The sequence below is a fragment of the Acinetobacter legionensis genome (assembly GCF_048552295.1).
In the GTDB taxonomy this organism is placed as follows: domain Bacteria; phylum Pseudomonadota; class Gammaproteobacteria; order Pseudomonadales; family Moraxellaceae; genus Acinetobacter.
On record NZ_JBIMCW010000008.1, the window covers coordinates 62248 to 80146 of the forward strand.

The window sequence follows — 17899 nt, forward strand, 5'->3', positions numbered from 1 at the left end:
AAATAAATATATTTTCCAGCATGTTAACAGCGTTTAAAATGGTTGTTTAGCAGGCTGAAATTAATAGGAGTCTTGCTGAGTGTTAAAACGTATTGTCATCACCATGATGTGTGTAGCAAGTTTATCTGGTTGCGCGAGTTTTATCTCAGGTGGTACTGGTTCTTCACCAGTGGGAACAGATAGTGGTGTTCGATCTTTAGGACAAGTGTTTATTGATTCCTCTATTGAGCGGACTGCCAAAATCAACTTGTATAAGCTTGATGCTCGATTTAAGCAATCTCGTGTCAATATTAATAGTTTTCACAGCAATGTCTTACTCACAGGTCAAGTGCCTGATGCACATCTAAAGCAATTAGCTGAAGATAATCTACGGGCAATGAGTGATGTTAAAACTGTTCATAATTATCTTACTGTGGGTAATCAGATCGGTTATAGCACGATTATGCAAGATGCATCGGTCACTGTGAATACCCGTGGTTTAGTGATGAAAGCACCAGTGGTTTCAGACAATAAAGTTTTGATTCATACAGAAGACGGCATACTGTATGTTTTAGGTCGTTTAAATAATGCTGAAATAGCAGATTTAAATGATGTTTTACAAAAAGTTGGAAATGTGACTAAAATTGTGACCTTGATTGATAACATCGAACAAACGAATAATTCAGTCCAAACTTCATCTTTCACAGCACCTGTGGTAAATAATGTACAACAACAGCCTGATGTACAGACACCTGTTGCGATTGATCCTAATGCTACAGAGCCAAACAATAATGTTATTCAACAATAGGTTAAAAGCTTTAAAAGTTAGATTTGGAAAGCAGTTTGAATACCTAAAATCTCGATTTAAATCGCACTATCAAGATTTTCGTTTATACGATTTAGGTAGTATAACTATTAATGGCTTGACCCCTAAAAAGGGCTATTCCATTCAGTATAATATTGCCTATGGCTTAAAGGCGAGACAACGTTTAGATCTATATATTTCTAATAAAAAGCAACAAAATGCGCTGATTCTTTTTGTTCACGGTGGGGCATGGAGCCATGGTGATAAAAGTGCTTATAAATTTGTAGGTGAGGCGTTTAGTCGTTTTGGCTATAACGTGGCAGTGCTGAACTATCATTTGGCACCTGAGCATAAATTTCCAAGCTATATTGATGATCTTGCTGTTGCATTGAATTATTTGGAGCAACAACAAGCACGGTTTGGTATTTCAATGGATAAAATTGCCTTGATGGGGCATTCAGCAGGCGCATTTAATATTGCGTCTTTGCTTTATCATCCTAAGCACTACCAACTAGCCATCAAACAAAATATTAAAGCTTTGATTGGAATCGCTGGACCTTATCATTTCGATTATAAAGGTGATGCTTTAGCCGAAAATGCGTTTGATCAAAGCATTCCTTACCAACAAGTAATGCCGTATTATTTTGTTGAAAAAAATGAGGTAAAGCATTATTTGTTCTTGGCTGAAAATGATCAGATTGTTAAAGCTAAAAACTCTTTTGATTTTAAACAGCAATTACTTGAACAAGGTAATCATTGTGAAATTTACACGATTCCTAAAACTGGTCATATTTCAATTATGGGCAGTGTTTCAAGTCTATTTAGTCGATTCTATAAAACCCGACCTGAAATTATTAAGGTTTTAAATGAAGCAATGAAAAATGCCTAGCGATCGCTAGACATTTTTGATTTGAACATATCTCAATCAAGATCAGTCTTTATGCATAGGTCTATTGTGAATCACATGTTCAATCATGGCATGGGCGATACTGCCACTAAAAGGCGTTTCGGGTAGCTGATCAAATTTAAAGAACTGAGCCTCACTAATTTCTTCTTCTTGCAAGACGATTTCACCAGATTCATATTCTGCCTTAAAGGCCAACATAAGATTACTTGGAAAAGGCCAAGGTTGGCTTGATAAATATTGGACATTTTTGACATGTAGGCCAACTTCTTCCAAAGTTTCTCTTTTAACCGCTTCTTCCAGTGTTTCACCGACCTCAACAAAACCCGCAATAAGACCATACATATTGCTTTTATTCTTGGCATTTTTTGCCAATAGAATTTCGTTATCGCCACGAGTAATTATGGTGATAATACACGGTTGTACACGCGGGTATTGATGATAACGACAGCTAGGGCAGACCATAGCATATTCATTGGGATGAACCTCGGTTTCGTGGCCACAGTGGCTACAAAACTTATGGTTTCTTCGCCATTCAAGCAATTGTACAGCACGACTGGCTTGTTCAAACTCAGATTTTGTCCATTGTGAAATCAATTGTCGAATTGGGATCAATTGATATCCCTCTGGAATTTGATCTTCAATAAAAAGATCCCGGGCAATAATCTGATCGCCCGAGTTAAAGCTGATATCACTTGCTAATTTTTCTACTTTAGGCAGTTGTAAATTTTCATCCACTAAAAGTTGTTGATGGTGAAAGATATATGCAAGTGATAATTCTGACATTAGGCTACCGATTTTAAACTTTGACTACTTGTTAATGCTACATCAAACATGGATTGTAAAACAGGTTGTTTGTTTTGTAGATTTTCAATCATCATGTCTGCACTGGCTAAAACATCAAGCAGTTTATTGACTTGCGCAAGGTTAAACGCTTGTTCTTTGTTAAGACTCGTCTGAATAAACTCCGCAGAAAGCAGCAATGCCTTTTGACCATCTTTCGCTGCAAGGAACAACAGCGCACCACCAATTTCACTTAATTGTGATGGCAGTTGGTCTAAACTTGTACTTTGAGGATCTTGTAAATATTGCACCAATGTTTGTGAGCTTAAATCAACCAATGCTTTAGTCTCGGTCAATAATGCTGCATGTGCTTCATCTAGACGATCTAATGAAATCTGCAAGTTATTCACTTTTAACTGTAAACGACTCGATGTGTAATTACGCTCTAAGATACCAATCGAATTCATTGCTGATAAAATACTGTTCATCAACTGTTGTGCGTAATTTTCATCTTTGAGCATGTTGTCTTGAGACAGTAGGTCAGCCTGTTGTTTCAGTCCGCTATAGGCTTCATTAAGATTCAAGACTTTAAATACATGTGCAAGATCAGTCAGTTTGCTTTTCAATTCTTGCGTTTTTTCATCACTCATATTTTTGTAGTTAAACTCAATATCATTACGGATTTGCGACATTTCGTCCGTAATCAGTTGGCTCACACTATGAATGGTTTCAAAGTCAGGGCCATATAAATGGCGACTAAATATTTGTAGTTGAGTGTCAGTCAGAATATCTTCACCAACATTAATCTGTTCACGGATGTGTTGTGATATTTCATCTTCTTGGCTGATACAAATACTTAGGATATTGGCAGTATCTAATAAAGATGGATTGAATCCGCATAGATCTTTAAAGAATAAAGACATATTGGTTTCAATGCTGATTAGCGTTCTGAGGCGTGTATCATTGAGAATGATATTTTCAATGTGATTTAAAGCAACTGAAACCAAAGCCCAATATTGCTCACTTGCTTGGCCTTTGGCTGCATTTGCCAAATAAGACCCAACCAGCTTGATGCCCTGTAAATCTAAATCTGTTTCTTGTTGTTTGAGCAGTTTATGTAAGCATAATTTATACAGCTTATGTACATACACTGAATGCTCTAACTCAGGTGATTGCTGCAAGTTAAAATTCGGTGTAACACAGTCGAGCAATGGAATAATCGCTTGGCCTTCTGGGGTCAGCTCTAGACCTAAAGAAAGTTCTAAGCGATTTAAGGTGTCGTGCAAAAATTGTGGCGCTCTGACTTCACGAAGGCAAATAAACTCAATATAGCGTTTGAGCATGGTGGTGCCTTCACTCAAAGCGATGACTTCTTGAGTATTGATCTCATGTGGGTTTTGCATCACTTTACGCATCACCGCTGCTGAGAGTTGCGCAATTTTAGCAACATGCGGCATATCGATGAGCATCAGCACATTTACACATTGTTCAAATTGGAGCAAAGCATCATCAATACCGAAGGGTAAAGTTTGGTCATCAACTAAGCTACTGACAGCAGATTCTACCTGTAAAATTGAATTATCGACTTCTTTTTTAATAATAAGTAATGCTGTCGGATCAAAATGTATAGAGGTTTGGTAAGACATTGATCTGCACCTATCCTGGGTATCTGAATGTTTTATTTCATAGCCTCAAAATGAGGCTAATTTTCTAAGTTTTAATATAGCCGAAGAAGACCATCTTTACAGAAAAAATAGCCATCAATTTCAAATTTTATTTTGCAAAAATGCAGGCTTCCCCATGTTTTTCTTGAAATTGTTTGACCCAGTTCTCATGTGCTTCTAATTCTTCATCTGAAGGTAAAATGACTGGGGCATTGATTTCAATTTTTTTCCGAGTTGTATTCCTTTGAGCCTGATCAGTATGTGCAGAAAGAGCATCCATGTCAAAGGATACTTGACCACCTGTCATGGCAAGATAAACATCAGCTAAAATTTCAGCGTCGAGTAAGGCACCATGGAAAGTACGATCTCGTTGCGGAATTTCATAACGGCGAACTAGAGCATCCAAAGAGTTCTTTTGCCCAGGATGTTTGCTTTTCGCCATCGCCAAGGTATCAGTCACTTCACATACTTCTGAGAGTGCCTGTAGGCCACTGCGCTTGAACTCCATATCTAAGAAGTTCATATCGAAGCTTGCATTATGCGCAATAATTTCGCTGCCTTTTAAGTAGTCAAATAAAACTTGGGCAATTTCATTGTATTTTGGCTTATCTTTTAAAAATTCATCTGTAATACCATGGATGGCTTCTGAATCGCCAACTGGTTTCTCTGGATTAATATAAATATGAATCGAACTGCCGGTCAGTTTTCGATTGACCATTTCAATAGCGCCAACTTCAACAATTCGGTCACTGTCCTGATAATAGAAACCTGTGGTCTCCGTATCCAAAATAAACTGTTTAGGGCCATGTAACTTGACAGTAGCAGGTGTAATCACAATTTGTGGATGAATATCTCGCATTGCGGGTTGGCTCATTGCTGGCTCATCATTTTCATTGATATCTTGGGTTGATGGTTGTTCCATCACAATTTTATGCGCTGGCATGACATCCTGCTGAGGGCTAATTTCCGATTCTATCATTTCGTCTGATTCAATCAGGTCAAATCCAAAGGGATCGTCAAGCAGCCAGTCTTTTTCATCTTTTTTTTTATCATCAGCCGCTGTCATAGGTTGAGTCAGTTTGGTTGGCGCAGTGTTGTTTTTTTTTGCGTCGAGTATTTGCTGTGTACCTAAATTCGCCAATTGGTCTGCCATCTCATTGCCTGCATGTCCGGCGTGACCTTTAATCCAGTTCCATTCAATTTTGCGACCTTGGCAGGTTTGATCAAGCTTTTTCCAAAGATCTGGATTTTTTACATCTTTCCAGTTTTTCTTTTTCCAACCCTCAATCCATTCGGTAATGCCACGTTTTACATAGTTTGAATCGGTCCAAAGCACTAATTTTGCTTCGATTGGGCAAAATGCGATCCCTTCGATGGCTGCGGTAAGCTCCATGCGGTTATTGGTTGTATCAAGTTCACCACCACACAACTTATGTTCTTCTGTTTCAGTGATGATATAAGCGCCCCAGCCACCAGGACCTGGGTTGCCTTTACAAGCACCGTCGACATAAAGTGTGATTGTTTGTGACATAGTAATAACCAATGAAAGTGAATTAAGAGTTGAACATCGCGGTTTAAGAATTTATTGTATACGCAAATCGGCGTTTTCTACGCATGAACTGAGATTTTTTTAATTTCTTGTAACATTTGTATGCAATTCGCATTCAAAATTTGCCTTGTAAGCGCGTTTAGCTCTACTAAAATGGCAATGATAAAATAATTTACTAAATGTTGTTCGGAACTCTTATGTTTAAACCTACCACAATGGTGTGGCAACCTACTGCGACTGTTTTCTTTAAATTATCATTATTAACATCTGCATTCGCAGCATTAGGGTTGACTGCAGGGTGTTCTTCAACGTCGACAACATCAAAAGTTCAAACATCAAAGTCAGCAGGTATGTTGGATGCCAGCAGTTTGGACTCTCTAGAAGATTTACTTTCTGCAACAGATATTCGTGCAGTAGAGGGCGATCGCCTGCTGATTTTAAAACACGGTGACGTATGGAAGCGGATGTCAGTCGGTTTTAAAATGGATGAAAATCATTGGGATCCTCGTATTGATGCGCAAAGGAGCTGGTTTGTTTCCCGCCAACCCTATATTGACCGTTTAAGCGCACGCGCATCACGCTATCTTTATCATACGGTGAAAGAGGCTGAACGTCGTGGTTTACCTACTGAATTAGCATTGTTACCGATTATTGAAAGTTCTTATGATCCAGCAGCAACCAGTAGTGCAGCAGCAGCAGGGATGTGGCAATTTATCCCAAGCACAGGAAAAATCTACGGTCTAAGACAAACCAGTTTATATGACGGGCGCCGTGATGTAGTTGAATCAACACGTGCTGCTTATGAGTTTTTAGGTAGTTTATACAATCAATTTGGCTCTTGGGAATTGGCTTTGGCCGCATATAACGCAGGTCCAGGGCGGATCCAGCAAGCAATTAACCGTAACCAAGCTGCGGGTTTACCAACAGATTATTGGTCATTGAGATTACCACAAGAAACCATGAACTATGTACCACGCTTTTTAGCAGTGGCGCAGATTATTAAAAGCCCATCTAAATATGGGGTGAGCTTACCACCGATTGCCAATCGTCCGCACTTTAGAGAAGTTGCGGTGCCACCAGGCGTACAACTCAATCAAATTGCTTCAATTACCAATTTAAGTCGTGCTGAATTATACGCGTTAAACCCTGGTCATCGTGGTGAAGTGGTTGACCCATCAAGTACCTTGCGTATTTTGATTCCTGCGGATCTTAGTCCGACGATTGATGCAAAATTAAGAGGGTTAAAACCGGGTTCTGATAGTGGGTTATGGGCAAGTAATACTGCTCCAACCACAGCTACACGAACTTTAACGCCTACAGCGGTAACCTCGACAGTCACTCAATCGATTACTCCAAGTAAAGCAACGCCACCTGCTTTAACAACAGCAAAAACCACAACCACAGGCTCATTGAGCACACTCAAAAATACACCACAAGGCTCGAATGCATTAGCGCAATTTGCTGCCAATGCTGATATTCCTAGTGCGCCACGTATTCCTGTTGCTGTGACAAATGCAGCCAATGTTAAACCTGTTGCAGCGGAACCTCCAATTTCTGCACATGAAAAAGCACAAATCCTTGCCGCAGTAAAAGCTGAAGGTGAAAAAGAAACGGTCAAGCAAGTTTTAGAACCTCAAGCCACTCAAGCTGAAAAAGAAGAAGTGGTCAAAGAGATTAAGGCGATTGCTCCACAAGGGACAGAAGTACTTGATCCATATGATGGTAAAATTAAACTGACTGCAATTCAAACCAGTCAATCTGTTGCAGAGGTTCAAGGTAAAGAAAATACGGTTGGATTCTCATATCCTAAAGGTTTAGCAGATACCACACCTGCAAACTCGGAAGAAGCTAAACTGAATCAGGATAAGAACTTTAAGAAAACTGAAACTGAAGTTGTGGTTGAACCACCAAGAGGTAAACGCAGTACTTATACCGTTTTGGCAGGGGATACTTTAGCAACGATTGCTTTAAAGAATGGCGTAAATTGGCGCGATATTGCCAAATGGAACCAAGTTGATCCAAATGGAACTTTATTTGTTGGGGCGACTTTGTATTTATATGATGCCAAACCACAAATTGATACCCCTGTGGTTTCTCGCAAAACCACGGATTCCGCTCCTACCAATTACGTGGTTAAACCAAATGACAGTTTAACCAGTGTGGCAAATCAGTTTGATTTATCTGTCTCACAATTGGCAAATTATAATAATCTGAATAGTAACAGTAATTTATTTGTCGGTCAGAAATTAAAGCTTAAAGATGCTTCAGATGATAAATTATCTGAAATCAATAAAGCAGTTGTTCGTGCGGATACCTCTAAGCCTGTTGCAAAAATCAAAACCAAGGCTTATGCAGTTAAACGTGGCGAATATCTTAAAGTGATTGCCGATCGTTATGCTTTATCCGTACATGAACTCGCTGATTTGACTCCAGGTCTAGATACCTCAAGTAGCTTATTTGTGGGGCAAAAGATCAATGTGCCACTCAGTGAAGTCAGTGAGCCAGAAGCTAAACTTGACTCTAAAGTGATTGATCAAAGTAAGTTTAAGAATGTAAAAGCTGAAACAACCTATAAAACTGAGAATTATAAAGTTCAAAGTGGCGATAGTTTATCCAGTATTGCGGTTCAGTCTAAATTAAGCTTGGCAGAATTAGCTGAATTAAACAAAATTTCGACATCTAAAAACTTGCTTGTGGGTCAAATCATTAAGATCCCTGTTGGAACAACAACACCAGAAACCTATACTGTGCAATCTGGTGATAGCCTGATAGCGCTGGCAAATAAATATAATTTGCAAGTTAACCAAATTGCCGATTTAAATGGTTTAAAGAGTACATCTGGTTTATTTGTTGGGCAGAAATTGAAGTTGACTGGCACGCCTGAAAGCAGCAGTAAAGACAAAACACAAGCGAGAAATGAATCGAAATCAGAAGGCGCTAGTAAAGATATCCATGTGGTCAAATCAGGTGAAACACTGGCAAGCGTTGCAAAAAAATATAAACTGCAGTTGTCTTATTTAAGTGAATTAAATGGTTTGTCGCGTAATCAGGCTTTGGATATTGGACAACGCTTAAAGCTTGATGGGGAATTACCCAGTAAATCCACACTATCTAAAGAAAAAGAAGACCTAAAGGCGACTGCGAAAGCAACAGCTAAAGCTTCGAGTAAGAATACTGAAAGCTATGCGGTGAAGTCTGGTGAGTCGTTAAATGCGATTGCAAACCGTGTTGGTATGTCAGTTCAAGAACTGGCTGAATTGAATGATCTGAGCCCACGTGCGGGTTTACAACGTGGACAATCTATTCGTATTCCTAAAACAGTGACTGAATACAAAGTGAAAAGTGGTGATTCATTGATTCGTTTAGCCAGCAAGTTTGGGATTGATACCAGTGCACTTGCTGAGATGAATGAAATAAAACCAAACGCGTCATTACGCATTGGCAGCATAATTAAAGTTCCGAATCTTTAAGCGCCATTTTATTGGAGCAACGTTTAAAGCATAACATTTCAAAAAATTTTTTGAATAAAGGAAAATAGGGGAATGCGCCTAAGTTTTGCATGTGTCAGCCCGATCGGGCTGGCATTGGGATTATATGTTGCAAGCTTAAATGTTGATGCTGCTCTACAGACAACAGCATATATTGCTGTACATAATGCTCCACAGTATGACAAAGCTCAGGTGATGCCTTATGCCAATAGCAATGCACCCAAAGGCGGCTATATCAGTACAGCGAGTATAGGCACCTTTGATAATCTCAACAGTATGAATGGCAAAGGCAGTTCAACTGAAGGGATTAATTATCTATTTGATAGCTTAATGGATAGCTCACTGGATGAGCCGGGTGTGTTATATCCGCTTCTCGCTGAAAAAGTCACTTATGATCCTGTTAAAACCAAATTTGTTATTTTCCATTTAAATCCTAAAGCCCGTTTTAGTGATGGTTCACCTGTCACGGCTGAGGATGTTAAATTTAGTTTTGATACCATTCAAAGTAAAGCCAATCTAGGCTTTCAAATGTATTTGTCTGATTTAGCCAAGACTGAGGTATTGTCTAAATACCAAGTGAAAATGACATTTAAATCAGACCACAATGCAGACATGCCCTTTATTTTGGCAAAAATTGCGATTTATTCAAAAGCAGATTGGAAAAATAAAGACTATAGCAAAGTGACCTTGCAACCGATTTTAGGATCGGGGCCTTATCTGATTGAGCATATTGATTCTGGGCGCAGTATTAGCTATAAGCGCAATCCAAATTATTGGGCAAAGGACTTAGCCATCAATCGTGGTCGTTATAACTTTGATCGCATGAAATATGTTTATTATCGAAGCCCTGAAATCGCTTTTGAAGGGTTTAAATCTGGACAATATCGCTTTTATCAAGAAAAAAATGCCCGTAACTGGGTCACTGAATATAATTTTCCTGCGGTAAAACAAGGTTTGGTGAAAAAATATATTTCTAAGATTGAAACACCAGCGCTCACGCAAAGTTTGGTTTTTAATACCCGAAAGGCGCCATTCAATGATCTCAATTTTCGCCAAGCATTAACCTATGCTTATGATTTTGAATGGATCAACAAAGCATTGTTATATGGTCAAAATATTCGCTTGCAAAGCCACTTTCAAAACAGTGAGCTTGCTGCGACTGGAAAACCAAGCGCGAAAGAACTTGCAATTTTAACACCTTATTTAAAGCAATTGCCCGCATTACAACGGCAAGGTGTATTGGCAGATTGGAAATACCCAGTTTCAGATGCCAGTGGTTTTAACCGACAGAATTTATTGATTGCACGTTCGATGCTATTAAAGGCGGGTTATCGTTTTCACAATGGACTATTGGTGGATAGACAAGGTCGCCCCATTCAAATTGAATTTCTGATTCATCAAGATGGTGCACTACGGACTTTGTTGCCTTATATTCGTAATTTAAAAAAACTTGGGATTCAGGCAAATATTCGTCAAGTCGATTTACCACAATATACAGAGCGTATGCGCCGTTTAGATTTTCAGATGACCGCTATCGATATGCCGCAATCATTAACACCAGGTGCTGAACAGGCACAGATGTGGGGCAGTAAAGCTGCCGATGAAGTGGGCAATTACAATTATGCGGGGGTCAAAAGCCCAGTGGTCGATCAGCTGATTCAACAGATTATTTATGCACCAAACCGTGAACAATTGGTACTTCGTACCCGAGCACTGGATCGGGTATTACGTGCAGGCTATTATCAAATTCTGACTTATGGCAATGATAAAAACTGGTATGCTTATTGGAATATGTATCAGCAACCCAAAGTTAAACCAAAATTATCCCTCGGTTTAGAGTATTGGTGGGTAGATGCAGATCAAGCGAAAAAAGTAGAGCAATATTTAAAAAATCGAGCATTTAAAAAAGCATAATTTTAAATCTTCATGGTTAAAACATCAGTGGCTCAACGTGAGTGATGTTTAAATTGACATATCTACCCTCATGAGGTCATAAGGAACATCGTTTCAATGGGCACATATATACTCAAAAGGCTGTTACTGATCATCCCGACATTGTTCTTTGTTCTCTTGATCAATTTTGTTGTGGTTCAAATTGCACCTGGTGGGCCTGTTGAACAAGCGATTCAACAAGCAGAAAACTTCCAAGGGGGCAATATGACTGCTGGAGGTCTATCATCTTCGGTAAATAACCATGAGTATCGTGGTGCACAGGGCTTAAGCGAAGATATGGTCGATAAAATCAAACAGCAATATGGCTTTGATCGACCTGCACATGAACGATTCTGGTTGATGTTAAAAAACTATTTAGCTTTAGATTTTGGCACGAGTTTTTTTAAAGATAAGCCGGTGACTGAACTGTTATGGGAAAAAATGCCAGTCACCATTTCCTTGGGTGCGTGGAGTACTTTTTTAATTTATTTAATCTCAATTCCTTTAGGGATTAAAAAAGCCAAACAACATGGCTTATTTTTTGATAAATCAACTTCATTACTTTTGGCTGTGGGCTATGCCGTTCCCGCTTTTGTATTTGCAATATTGTTGATCGTTTTTTTTGCTGGTGGTTCTTATTTACAATGGTTTCCTTTACAAGGTTTTGTTTCGGACAACTTTAACAGCCTCAATCTATTTGAAAAAATAGCAGATTATTTTTGGCACATGGCTTTACCTTTGTTGGCCATGGTGCTGGGTGGATTTGCGAGTTTAACCTATCTGACAAAATATTCATTTATGGAAGAGCTCAATAAGCAGTATGTGCTTGCAGCACGAGCAAAAGGCTTAACTGAAAATGACGTGTTATATAAACATGTGTTTCGCAATGCATTGTTGGTGATTGTTGCCGGTTTGCCCGAAGTATTGGTTGGAGTGTTCTTTGTTGGAAATCTACTGATTGAAATTATTTTTAACTTGGATGGCTTAGGCTTGCTGGGTTTTGAAGCCGTGCAACAACGTGATTATCCTGTGATTTTTGGTGCTTTGTTCTTTCTAACCTTATTTGGGCTGATTTTACGTTTAATCTGTGATGTGGTTTATCGTGTGATTGATCCGCGAATTGATTTTGAATCGAGAGGTGCAAAATAATGTCACTGATCATGCAAGCACGAATACAGAAATTTAAGAATAATCGCTTGGGTTTTGTCTGTTTCATTCTATTTATCGTTTTATTTATCCTTTCAATTTCTGCCGAATTTATTGCCAATGATAAGCCCTTATTGGTCAAATACGATCAGCATTATTACATGCCGGTTTTAAAGGCTTATCCTGAAACACATTTTGGAGGGGTCTTTGAAACAGAAGCCGATTATCGTGATCCGGTGGTTCAGCAGTTGATTGAGGAAAAAGGCTGGTCGATTTGGCCACTGGTTCGTTATTCCTTCCAAACTCCCAATTTAGATTTAGCCGTTCCTGTTCCATCACCACCCAGCGCACAAAACTGGTTAGGTACAGATGATCAAGGGCGTGATGTATTTACCCGTATTCTTTATGGTCTACGCATATCACTGTTGTTTGGTTTGGCATTGACACTATTTGCTGCATTTATTGGAATTATTGTTGGGGCGATACAGGGCTATTATGGCGGATGGGTAGATTTAATTGGGCAACGTCTGCTTGAAGTTTGGGGTGGTTTGCCGACTTTATTTATGGTGATCATCTTGGTCAGTATATTTACCCCGAGTGTTTATTGGCTATTTCTGATTATGTTGATTTTTGGCTGGACAGAGTTGGTCGGTATAGTGCGCGCTGAGTTTCTTCGTGCCCGTCATTTAGATTATGTTCAAGCAGCACGTGCATTAGGGGTGAGTGATTTGATGATTATGTTCCGACATATCTTGCCCAATGTGATCAGTTCAAGTTTATCTCAACTTCCATTTATGCTGACTGCAAATATCACCGCACTTACTGCATTGGATTTTTTAGGTTATGGGCTTCCACCAGATGCAGCCTCCCTCGGTGAATTATTACTACAAGGTAAAAATAATTTAAATGCGCCGTGGCTGGCTTTATCCGGATTTTTTACTTTGGCCTTGGTGCTATCTTTATTGATTTATATTGGGGAGGCGACACGCGATGCATTCGATCCAAGACGTTAAAAATGATCAATCTTTGTTGTTGTCTGTCCAACATCTGCATATTGAAAATGAGCGTAAAGAGGTGCTGGTCAATAATCTTAACTTTGACCTACATGTTGGGGAAACTGTTGCGATTGTCGGGGAGAGTGGTTCAGGCAAATCAATTAGTGGTTTGGCGTTACTTGGCTTGCTTCCTGAAAATTTAACTGTGACTGGGCAAGCGTTATATGATGAGCAAAATCTATTGTCTCTTAATCAAAATGCGCAGTTGGCGATCCGTGGTAAAAAAATTGCCATGATTTTTCAAGAACCGATGACTGCACTCAACCCACTACATAAAGTTGAGCGGATTATTGGTGAGACTTTACTTTTAGATGGGATGTCCAAGGAAAAAGTCAGAAAGCGTGTCTATGATTTATTGTGTGATGTCGGGATGGAAGAACCTGAGGATAAGTTGAATCGTTATCCACATGAGTTATCAGGTGGTCAAAGACAGCGTGTTTTGATTGCATCAGTTTTGGCCCAAAAGCCTGAAATTATTATAGCGGATGAACCCACAACAGCCTTAGATGTTACATTGCAATCGCAAGTTTTAAACTTATTACAACTGCTTATTCTAAACCATAAAATGGCGATGATTTTAGTCAGCCATGACTTGAATTTGGTGCGTAAATATTCCAATCAAGTGATTGTGATGAATCAGGGACAGGTTGAAGAAAAAGGCACAGTTCGAAATATTTTTCAAAACCCTAAAACCAGCTATACCCAATATTTATTGGATCATGATTTTGGTGAAGCCAATGCTTTACCACATAAACGTAACTTAGTTTTATCTCTGCATCGTGTTGGGGTTAAATTTCCAATAAGAAAGGGGATATTTAATCGAGTTAAAGATTATTTTGTTGCCGTTGAACCGATCAATTTACGTTTAGATCGAGCTGAGTCCATTGGCATTGTTGGAGAAAGCGGTTCTGGTAAAACCTCTTTGGCGTTGGCAATCGCACGACTTAAACAATGCTCGGGTAATATTTTCCTACTCAATCAAGACTTGAACAGGTTGAGCCAGCGTAAATTACGTCCACTTCGATCCAATTTTCAGATTGTATTCCAAGATCCGTTAAGCAGCTTAAATCCACGTATGACTGTTGACCAGATTATTCGAGAGGGCTTAACACTACAACGTCTAAAAGAAGCTGAAATGCTGATTCGTATCAATGAAATTTTAGATAAAGTAGATCTCCCGATAACAGTTAAACAGCGTTATCCACATGAGTTGTCTGGCGGTCAACGGCAACGTGTGGCTTTAGCGCGTGCTGTGGTATTACGCCCTAAATTATTGATTCTCGATGAACCAACCTCAGCACTTGACCGGACCACACAGCGTGCGATTGTAAAATTACTGCGTCAGTTACAACAGGATTATCAGATGAGTTATTTATTTATTAGTCATGATTTACAGGTTGTAAAAGCACTTTGTCAGAAAGTTCTGGTATTAAAAGATGCTAAAGTTATCGAATTTCATGACACTCAAGCCTTATTTGATAAACCTTTAAATGACTATACCAAGCGATTAATTGCCGCGAGTCAGTATTAACGCTGTATAGATGGTCTAGTTTAAAAAATATTCACATTAACAAAGTTGACAAAATGCATTGTCAGATTTACGCTTGAACTATTATAAATTTAAATTAGAGTAAAAGCTCTAATCACTAAAGAGATTTGACCATGAGCCATCTTGCACAAGCATTAGAAATAAAAAACACACCATTTAAAAACCGAATTATTAAAGGTGCGATGAGTGAAGCATTGGCCAACCATGCAGGGCAACCGAACCAATTGCATTTAGGTTTATATGATGCTTGGGGGAAAGGCGGCTTGGGTTGTGCCATTACGGGGAATGTGATGGTTGATTTCCGTGCTAAGAATGAGCCGGGTGTTGTTGTAGTTGAAACTGAACGTGATCTTGCCAAACTGACTGAATGGGCAAATGTGGGTAAAAAGCACGGGATGGTACAACTGATTCAGTTATCACATCCAGGTCGTCAGTGTCCAAAAGGGCTCAATAAAGAAACTGTTGCGCCTTCAGCAGTGCCTTTTAGTCCAATGTTGGCGACGACATTTGGTACACCACGTGCACTTAATGAAGCAGAAATTTTGGATATCATTCAACGATTTGCTGAAGCTGCGCGGATCTGTGAAAAAGCAGGATTTGAAGGTGTACAATTACATGGTGCACATGGTTATTTGATCAGTCAATTTCTTTCACCATTGACCAATAAACGTCAAGATCAATGGGGTGGTTCGATTGAAAACCGTATGCGTTTCTTATTAGAAATTTATGCTGCAGTGCGTGCTAAAACCTCAGAAAACTTTATTATTTCAGTCAAACTGAACTCTGCAGATTTCCAGCGTGGCGGAATCACAGAAGAAGAAGTGGTTCAAGTATTTAAAGCCATTGATACAGCAGGGATCGATCTGATTGAGATTTCTGGTGGTACCTATGAAGCACCGGCAATGGCAGGCGCAAAAGCGGATAAACGTAAGCAAAGTACGATTGCACGTGAAGCATATTTCTTGGATTTTGCAGAAAAAATTCGTAAAGAAGTCAAATGTCATCTTATGGTGACAGGTGGTTTCCGTACAGCGCAAGGAATGAATGCGGCTTTAGACAGTGGTGCGTGTGAATTTATTGGGATTGCACGTCCTCTTGCGGTAGAACCTGAAGTCAGCAACAACTTGATTGCTGGTCAGGATGTTCGATATGCAGTAGAACAAATCAAAACGGGTATCCCCTTTGTTGATAAAATGGCGATCATGGAAATTCTGTGGTATGCCGCTCAGTTTAAAGCAATTGGTGAAGGGAAGAAGCCAAATCCTAAGCTTTCTCCACTCAAGGTTTTCTTTAATTATGCAAAAAATAATATCAAAGCGGTGATTCAAGGACGAGTAAACTCGCGAAAATCAGCCTAATAAAGATTGGGAGAAGCGTAGTCGCGACTTAAAAAATTGATTTTAAGGTTGCTATTGGTCTGCTTTAGATCAATACGATTTAAATGTGTCAGCAGACCATTGTCCTTTCACTAAAGCCGTTTGAAAGGCGGGTCTGCTTTCTATTTGCAGAAGATAGCGCTGAATTTCAGTGAACTTTTGATATCTTGGGTGAGGTTCAAAACAGGCTTTGTTTCAACAAGGTCTAAATTAAAAAATGTTGAACGGCTTATTATTACAAAACAAAGCCCTAAAAGCAGCTAGGGCTTTGACAGAAAGCAATTAATCTAGCTATTGGACAATGGGTTAATGCGCACAAAAAGCCATATTAAAATATTCAAATAATTCAGGCGTATTTAACCACAGCATACTTGACAGCCCGAACAGAATAACAATAACCAACCAGATACTGAGCTTGAACCACGAGAATGAGTTAGTCATTAACCACAGCCTCTTCATTGACAAAGAAATGCACAATAACACCGACTATACACAAGGCTATTGAGCATCCCCAAATGATGTTGTAGTTACCCGTTATATCATGATTTAAACCGCCTAACCATCCACCAAAAAATGAACCAATTTGGTGAGTGAAAAACACTAGACCGCTTAGCATGGTTAAGTATTTTACACCAAACATATTGGCTACAATACCGTTGGTTAGGGGTACAGTCGAGAGCCATAAGATCCCCATAACGATACCAAAGGCGTAAACAGTCCAAATACTCAATGGCAGCATCAGAAACGCAACAATCGCAACGCCACGTAAACCATATAAACCCATAAGCAGATGCGGTTTGGAATACTTACCACCAAGCCAACCTGCGGTATAGGTTCCGATAATATTAAATAGACCAACCAATGCAAGAAAGATCGTTCCAGTGGATGCATCAAAACCATGATCAATCAAATAACCGGGTAGGTGAATGCCTAAAAAAACCACTTGGAATCCACACACTGAGAAACCAAAGGCTAACCATAAAAAAGGTTTATGCTGAAAGGCAATTTTAAGAATCTGTTTAAAGCTTAAATTGGGTTTTATCGCTTGTTTAATTGCATTTGGCGGTACATACATAGGCGCTTTAAGCATCCATGCCAATGGGACAATCAGCACGATGAGTATTGCTGTAATGACCAGCGCAGATGACCAACCAAAGTTCTTAATGAGAAGTAGAGTGGTGGGCAACATAATGAATTGCCCAAATGAACCTGCCGCACTGGCTATACCCATTGCCATACTACGCTTGCTTGGATGCGCTGCTCGTCCTACGGCTGAAAGTAATACCGAGAATGATGTTGCAGAGAGGGCTAAGCCGATAATTAAGCCGACACTGATATCTAGTAACAGCACATTTGAACTGATAGACATTAACAATAGACCAATGGTGTAGAGCACCCCGCCTATTGCAACAATCTTTTTACTGCCATATCTGTCTGCAAGCGCACCAGTAAAAGGTTGTACTGCACCCCAGAATAGATTTTGTATGGCAATGGCTAAACTAAAAACCTGATGACTCCAACCAAACTCATGGCTCATGGGTACAAGATAAAGCCCAAAACCGTGACGTACACCTAAAGAGAGTGCCAAGATAAAAGCACTACCGATGAGCATATAAATGAGTGGTTTAGAGAAACGTGTGTCGTCGTATAGTGCTGACATAAGCTATCC

At 39.4% G+C, this 17899-nt stretch carries 12 protein-coding genes and 1 pseudogene; 8 read left to right on the plus strand and 5 right to left on the minus strand.

The genetic code is table 11. The annotated features are described in order from the left end of the window. Positions 1-79 precede the first annotated feature (79 nt). Positions 80-787 (plus strand): BON domain-containing protein, encoded by a 708-nt coding sequence (locus ACG916_RS08220; RefSeq protein ID WP_336953912.1) that lies wholly within the window; start codon positions 80-82, stop codon positions 785-787. Continuing rightward, entirely contained in the window at positions 771-1673 is a 903-nt protein-coding gene (locus tag ACG916_RS08225) for an alpha/beta hydrolase (RefSeq protein ID WP_419328165.1), read from the plus strand. The genes ACG916_RS08220 and ACG916_RS08225 overlap by 17 nt, the downstream gene beginning before the upstream one ends. Positions 1674-1715: 42 nt before the next feature. Here ACG916_RS08225 and nudC read toward each other — a convergent pair whose 3' ends face one another. From nudC to dnaQ, 3 genes are all read right to left on the minus strand, one after another. After that, positions 1716-2474 (minus strand): NAD(+) diphosphatase, encoded by a 759-nt coding sequence (gene nudC, locus ACG916_RS08230; RefSeq protein ID WP_336953910.1) that lies wholly within the window; start codon positions 2472-2474, stop codon positions 1716-1718. Continuing rightward, on the minus strand, positions 2474-4117 hold the full coding sequence (locus tag ACG916_RS08235; protein WP_419328164.1) for a chemotaxis protein: 1644 nt from the start codon (positions 4115-4117) through the stop codon (positions 2474-2476). Before ACG916_RS08235 ends, nudC begins: the two co-directional genes overlap by 1 nt. 127 nt (positions 4118-4244) lie before the next feature. Then, complete coding sequence (gene dnaQ, locus ACG916_RS08240) at positions 4245-5666, minus strand: DNA polymerase III subunit epsilon (protein ID WP_419328163.1); 1422 nt, start codon at positions 5664-5666, stop codon at positions 4245-4247. 215 nt (positions 5667-5881) lie between these two features. Here dnaQ and ACG916_RS08245 point away from each other — a divergent pair, with 215 nt between their 5' ends. The 6 genes from ACG916_RS08245 to ACG916_RS08270 all read left to right on the plus strand — a co-directional run bounded on the left by ACG916_RS08245 (position 5882) and on the right by ACG916_RS08270 (position 16212). Continuing rightward, positions 5882-9154: a LysM peptidoglycan-binding domain-containing protein gene (locus tag ACG916_RS08245; protein ID WP_419330459.1), complete on the plus strand. Its 3273-nt coding sequence runs from the start codon at positions 5882-5884 to the stop codon at positions 9152-9154. 72 nt (positions 9155-9226) lie between these two features. Beyond that, complete coding sequence (locus tag ACG916_RS08250) at positions 9227-11086, plus strand: extracellular solute-binding protein (RefSeq protein ID WP_419328161.1); 1860 nt, start codon at positions 9227-9229, stop codon at positions 11084-11086. Positions 11087-11182: 96 nt separating this feature from the next. Further along, on the plus strand, positions 11183-12253 hold the full coding sequence (locus tag ACG916_RS08255; RefSeq protein ID WP_419328160.1) for a microcin C ABC transporter permease YejB: 1071 nt from the start codon (positions 11183-11185) through the stop codon (positions 12251-12253). Next, the gene (locus ACG916_RS08260; protein ID WP_419328159.1) at positions 12253-13263 is read left to right on the plus strand and encodes an ABC transporter permease; all 1011 of its coding nucleotides are present in this window, start codon (positions 12253-12255) and stop codon (positions 13261-13263) included. Before ACG916_RS08255 ends, ACG916_RS08260 begins: the two co-directional genes overlap by 1 nt. Then, entirely contained in the window at positions 13241-14836 is a 1596-nt protein-coding gene (locus ACG916_RS08265; RefSeq protein WP_336953904.1) for a dipeptide ABC transporter ATP-binding protein, read from the plus strand. The genes ACG916_RS08260 and ACG916_RS08265 overlap by 23 nt, the downstream gene beginning before the upstream one ends. 131 nt (positions 14837-14967) lie before the next feature. Continuing rightward, complete coding sequence (locus tag ACG916_RS08270; RefSeq protein WP_336953903.1) at positions 14968-16212, plus strand: NADH:flavin oxidoreductase/NADH oxidase family protein; 1245 nt, start codon at positions 14968-14970, stop codon at positions 16210-16212. Positions 16213-16281: 69 nt separating this feature from the next. Here ACG916_RS08270 and ACG916_RS08275 read toward each other — a convergent pair. Together ACG916_RS08275 and ACG916_RS08280 are read right to left on the minus strand one after the other, a co-directional pair. Then, a pseudogene (locus tag ACG916_RS08275) lies at positions 16282-16395 on the minus strand (glutathione S-transferase); the annotation flags it as partial. 268 nt (positions 16396-16663) lie between these two features. Beyond that, positions 16664-17890 carry an MFS transporter gene (locus ACG916_RS08280; protein ID WP_419328158.1) on the minus strand — a complete coding sequence of 409 codons (1227 nt, stop codon included), beginning with the start codon at positions 17888-17890 and terminating at the stop codon, positions 16664-16666. Between the last annotated feature and the right edge of the window lie 9 nt (positions 17891-17899).

What these genes read in the sequence shown, in the direction of transcription:
- ACG916_RS08225 (WP_419328165.1), top strand. Translation starts at nt 771, where the DNA reads ATGTTATTCAACAATAGGTTAAAAGCTTTAAAAGTTAGATTTGGAAAG.
- nudC (WP_336953910.1), bottom strand. Translation starts at nt 2,474, where the DNA reads ATGTCAGAATTATCACTTGCATATATCTTTCACCATCAACAACTTTTA.
- ACG916_RS08235 (WP_419328164.1), bottom strand. Translation starts at nt 4,117, where the DNA reads ATGTCTTACCAAACCTCTATACATTTTGATCCGACAGCATTACTTATT.
- dnaQ (WP_419328163.1), bottom strand. Translation starts at nt 5,666, where the DNA reads ATGTCACAAACAATCACACTTTATGTCGACGGTGCTTGTAAAGGCAAC.
- ACG916_RS08245 (WP_419330459.1), top strand. Translation starts at nt 5,882, where the DNA reads ATGTTTAAACCTACCACAATGGTGTGGCAACCTACTGCGACTGTTTTC.
- ACG916_RS08250 (WP_419328161.1), top strand. Translation starts at nt 9,227, where the DNA reads ATGCGCCTAAGTTTTGCATGTGTCAGCCCGATCGGGCTGGCATTGGGA.
- ACG916_RS08255 (WP_419328160.1), top strand. Translation starts at nt 11,183, where the DNA reads ATGGGCACATATATACTCAAAAGGCTGTTACTGATCATCCCGACATTG.
- ACG916_RS08260 (WP_419328159.1), top strand. Translation starts at nt 12,253, where the DNA reads ATGTCACTGATCATGCAAGCACGAATACAGAAATTTAAGAATAATCGC.
- ACG916_RS08265 (WP_336953904.1), top strand. Translation starts at nt 13,241, where the DNA reads ATGCATTCGATCCAAGACGTTAAAAATGATCAATCTTTGTTGTTGTCT.
- ACG916_RS08270 (WP_336953903.1), top strand. Translation starts at nt 14,968, where the DNA reads ATGAGCCATCTTGCACAAGCATTAGAAATAAAAAACACACCATTTAAA.
- ACG916_RS08280 (WP_419328158.1), bottom strand. Translation starts at nt 17,890, where the DNA reads ATGTCAGCACTATACGACGACACACGTTTCTCTAAACCACTCATTTAT.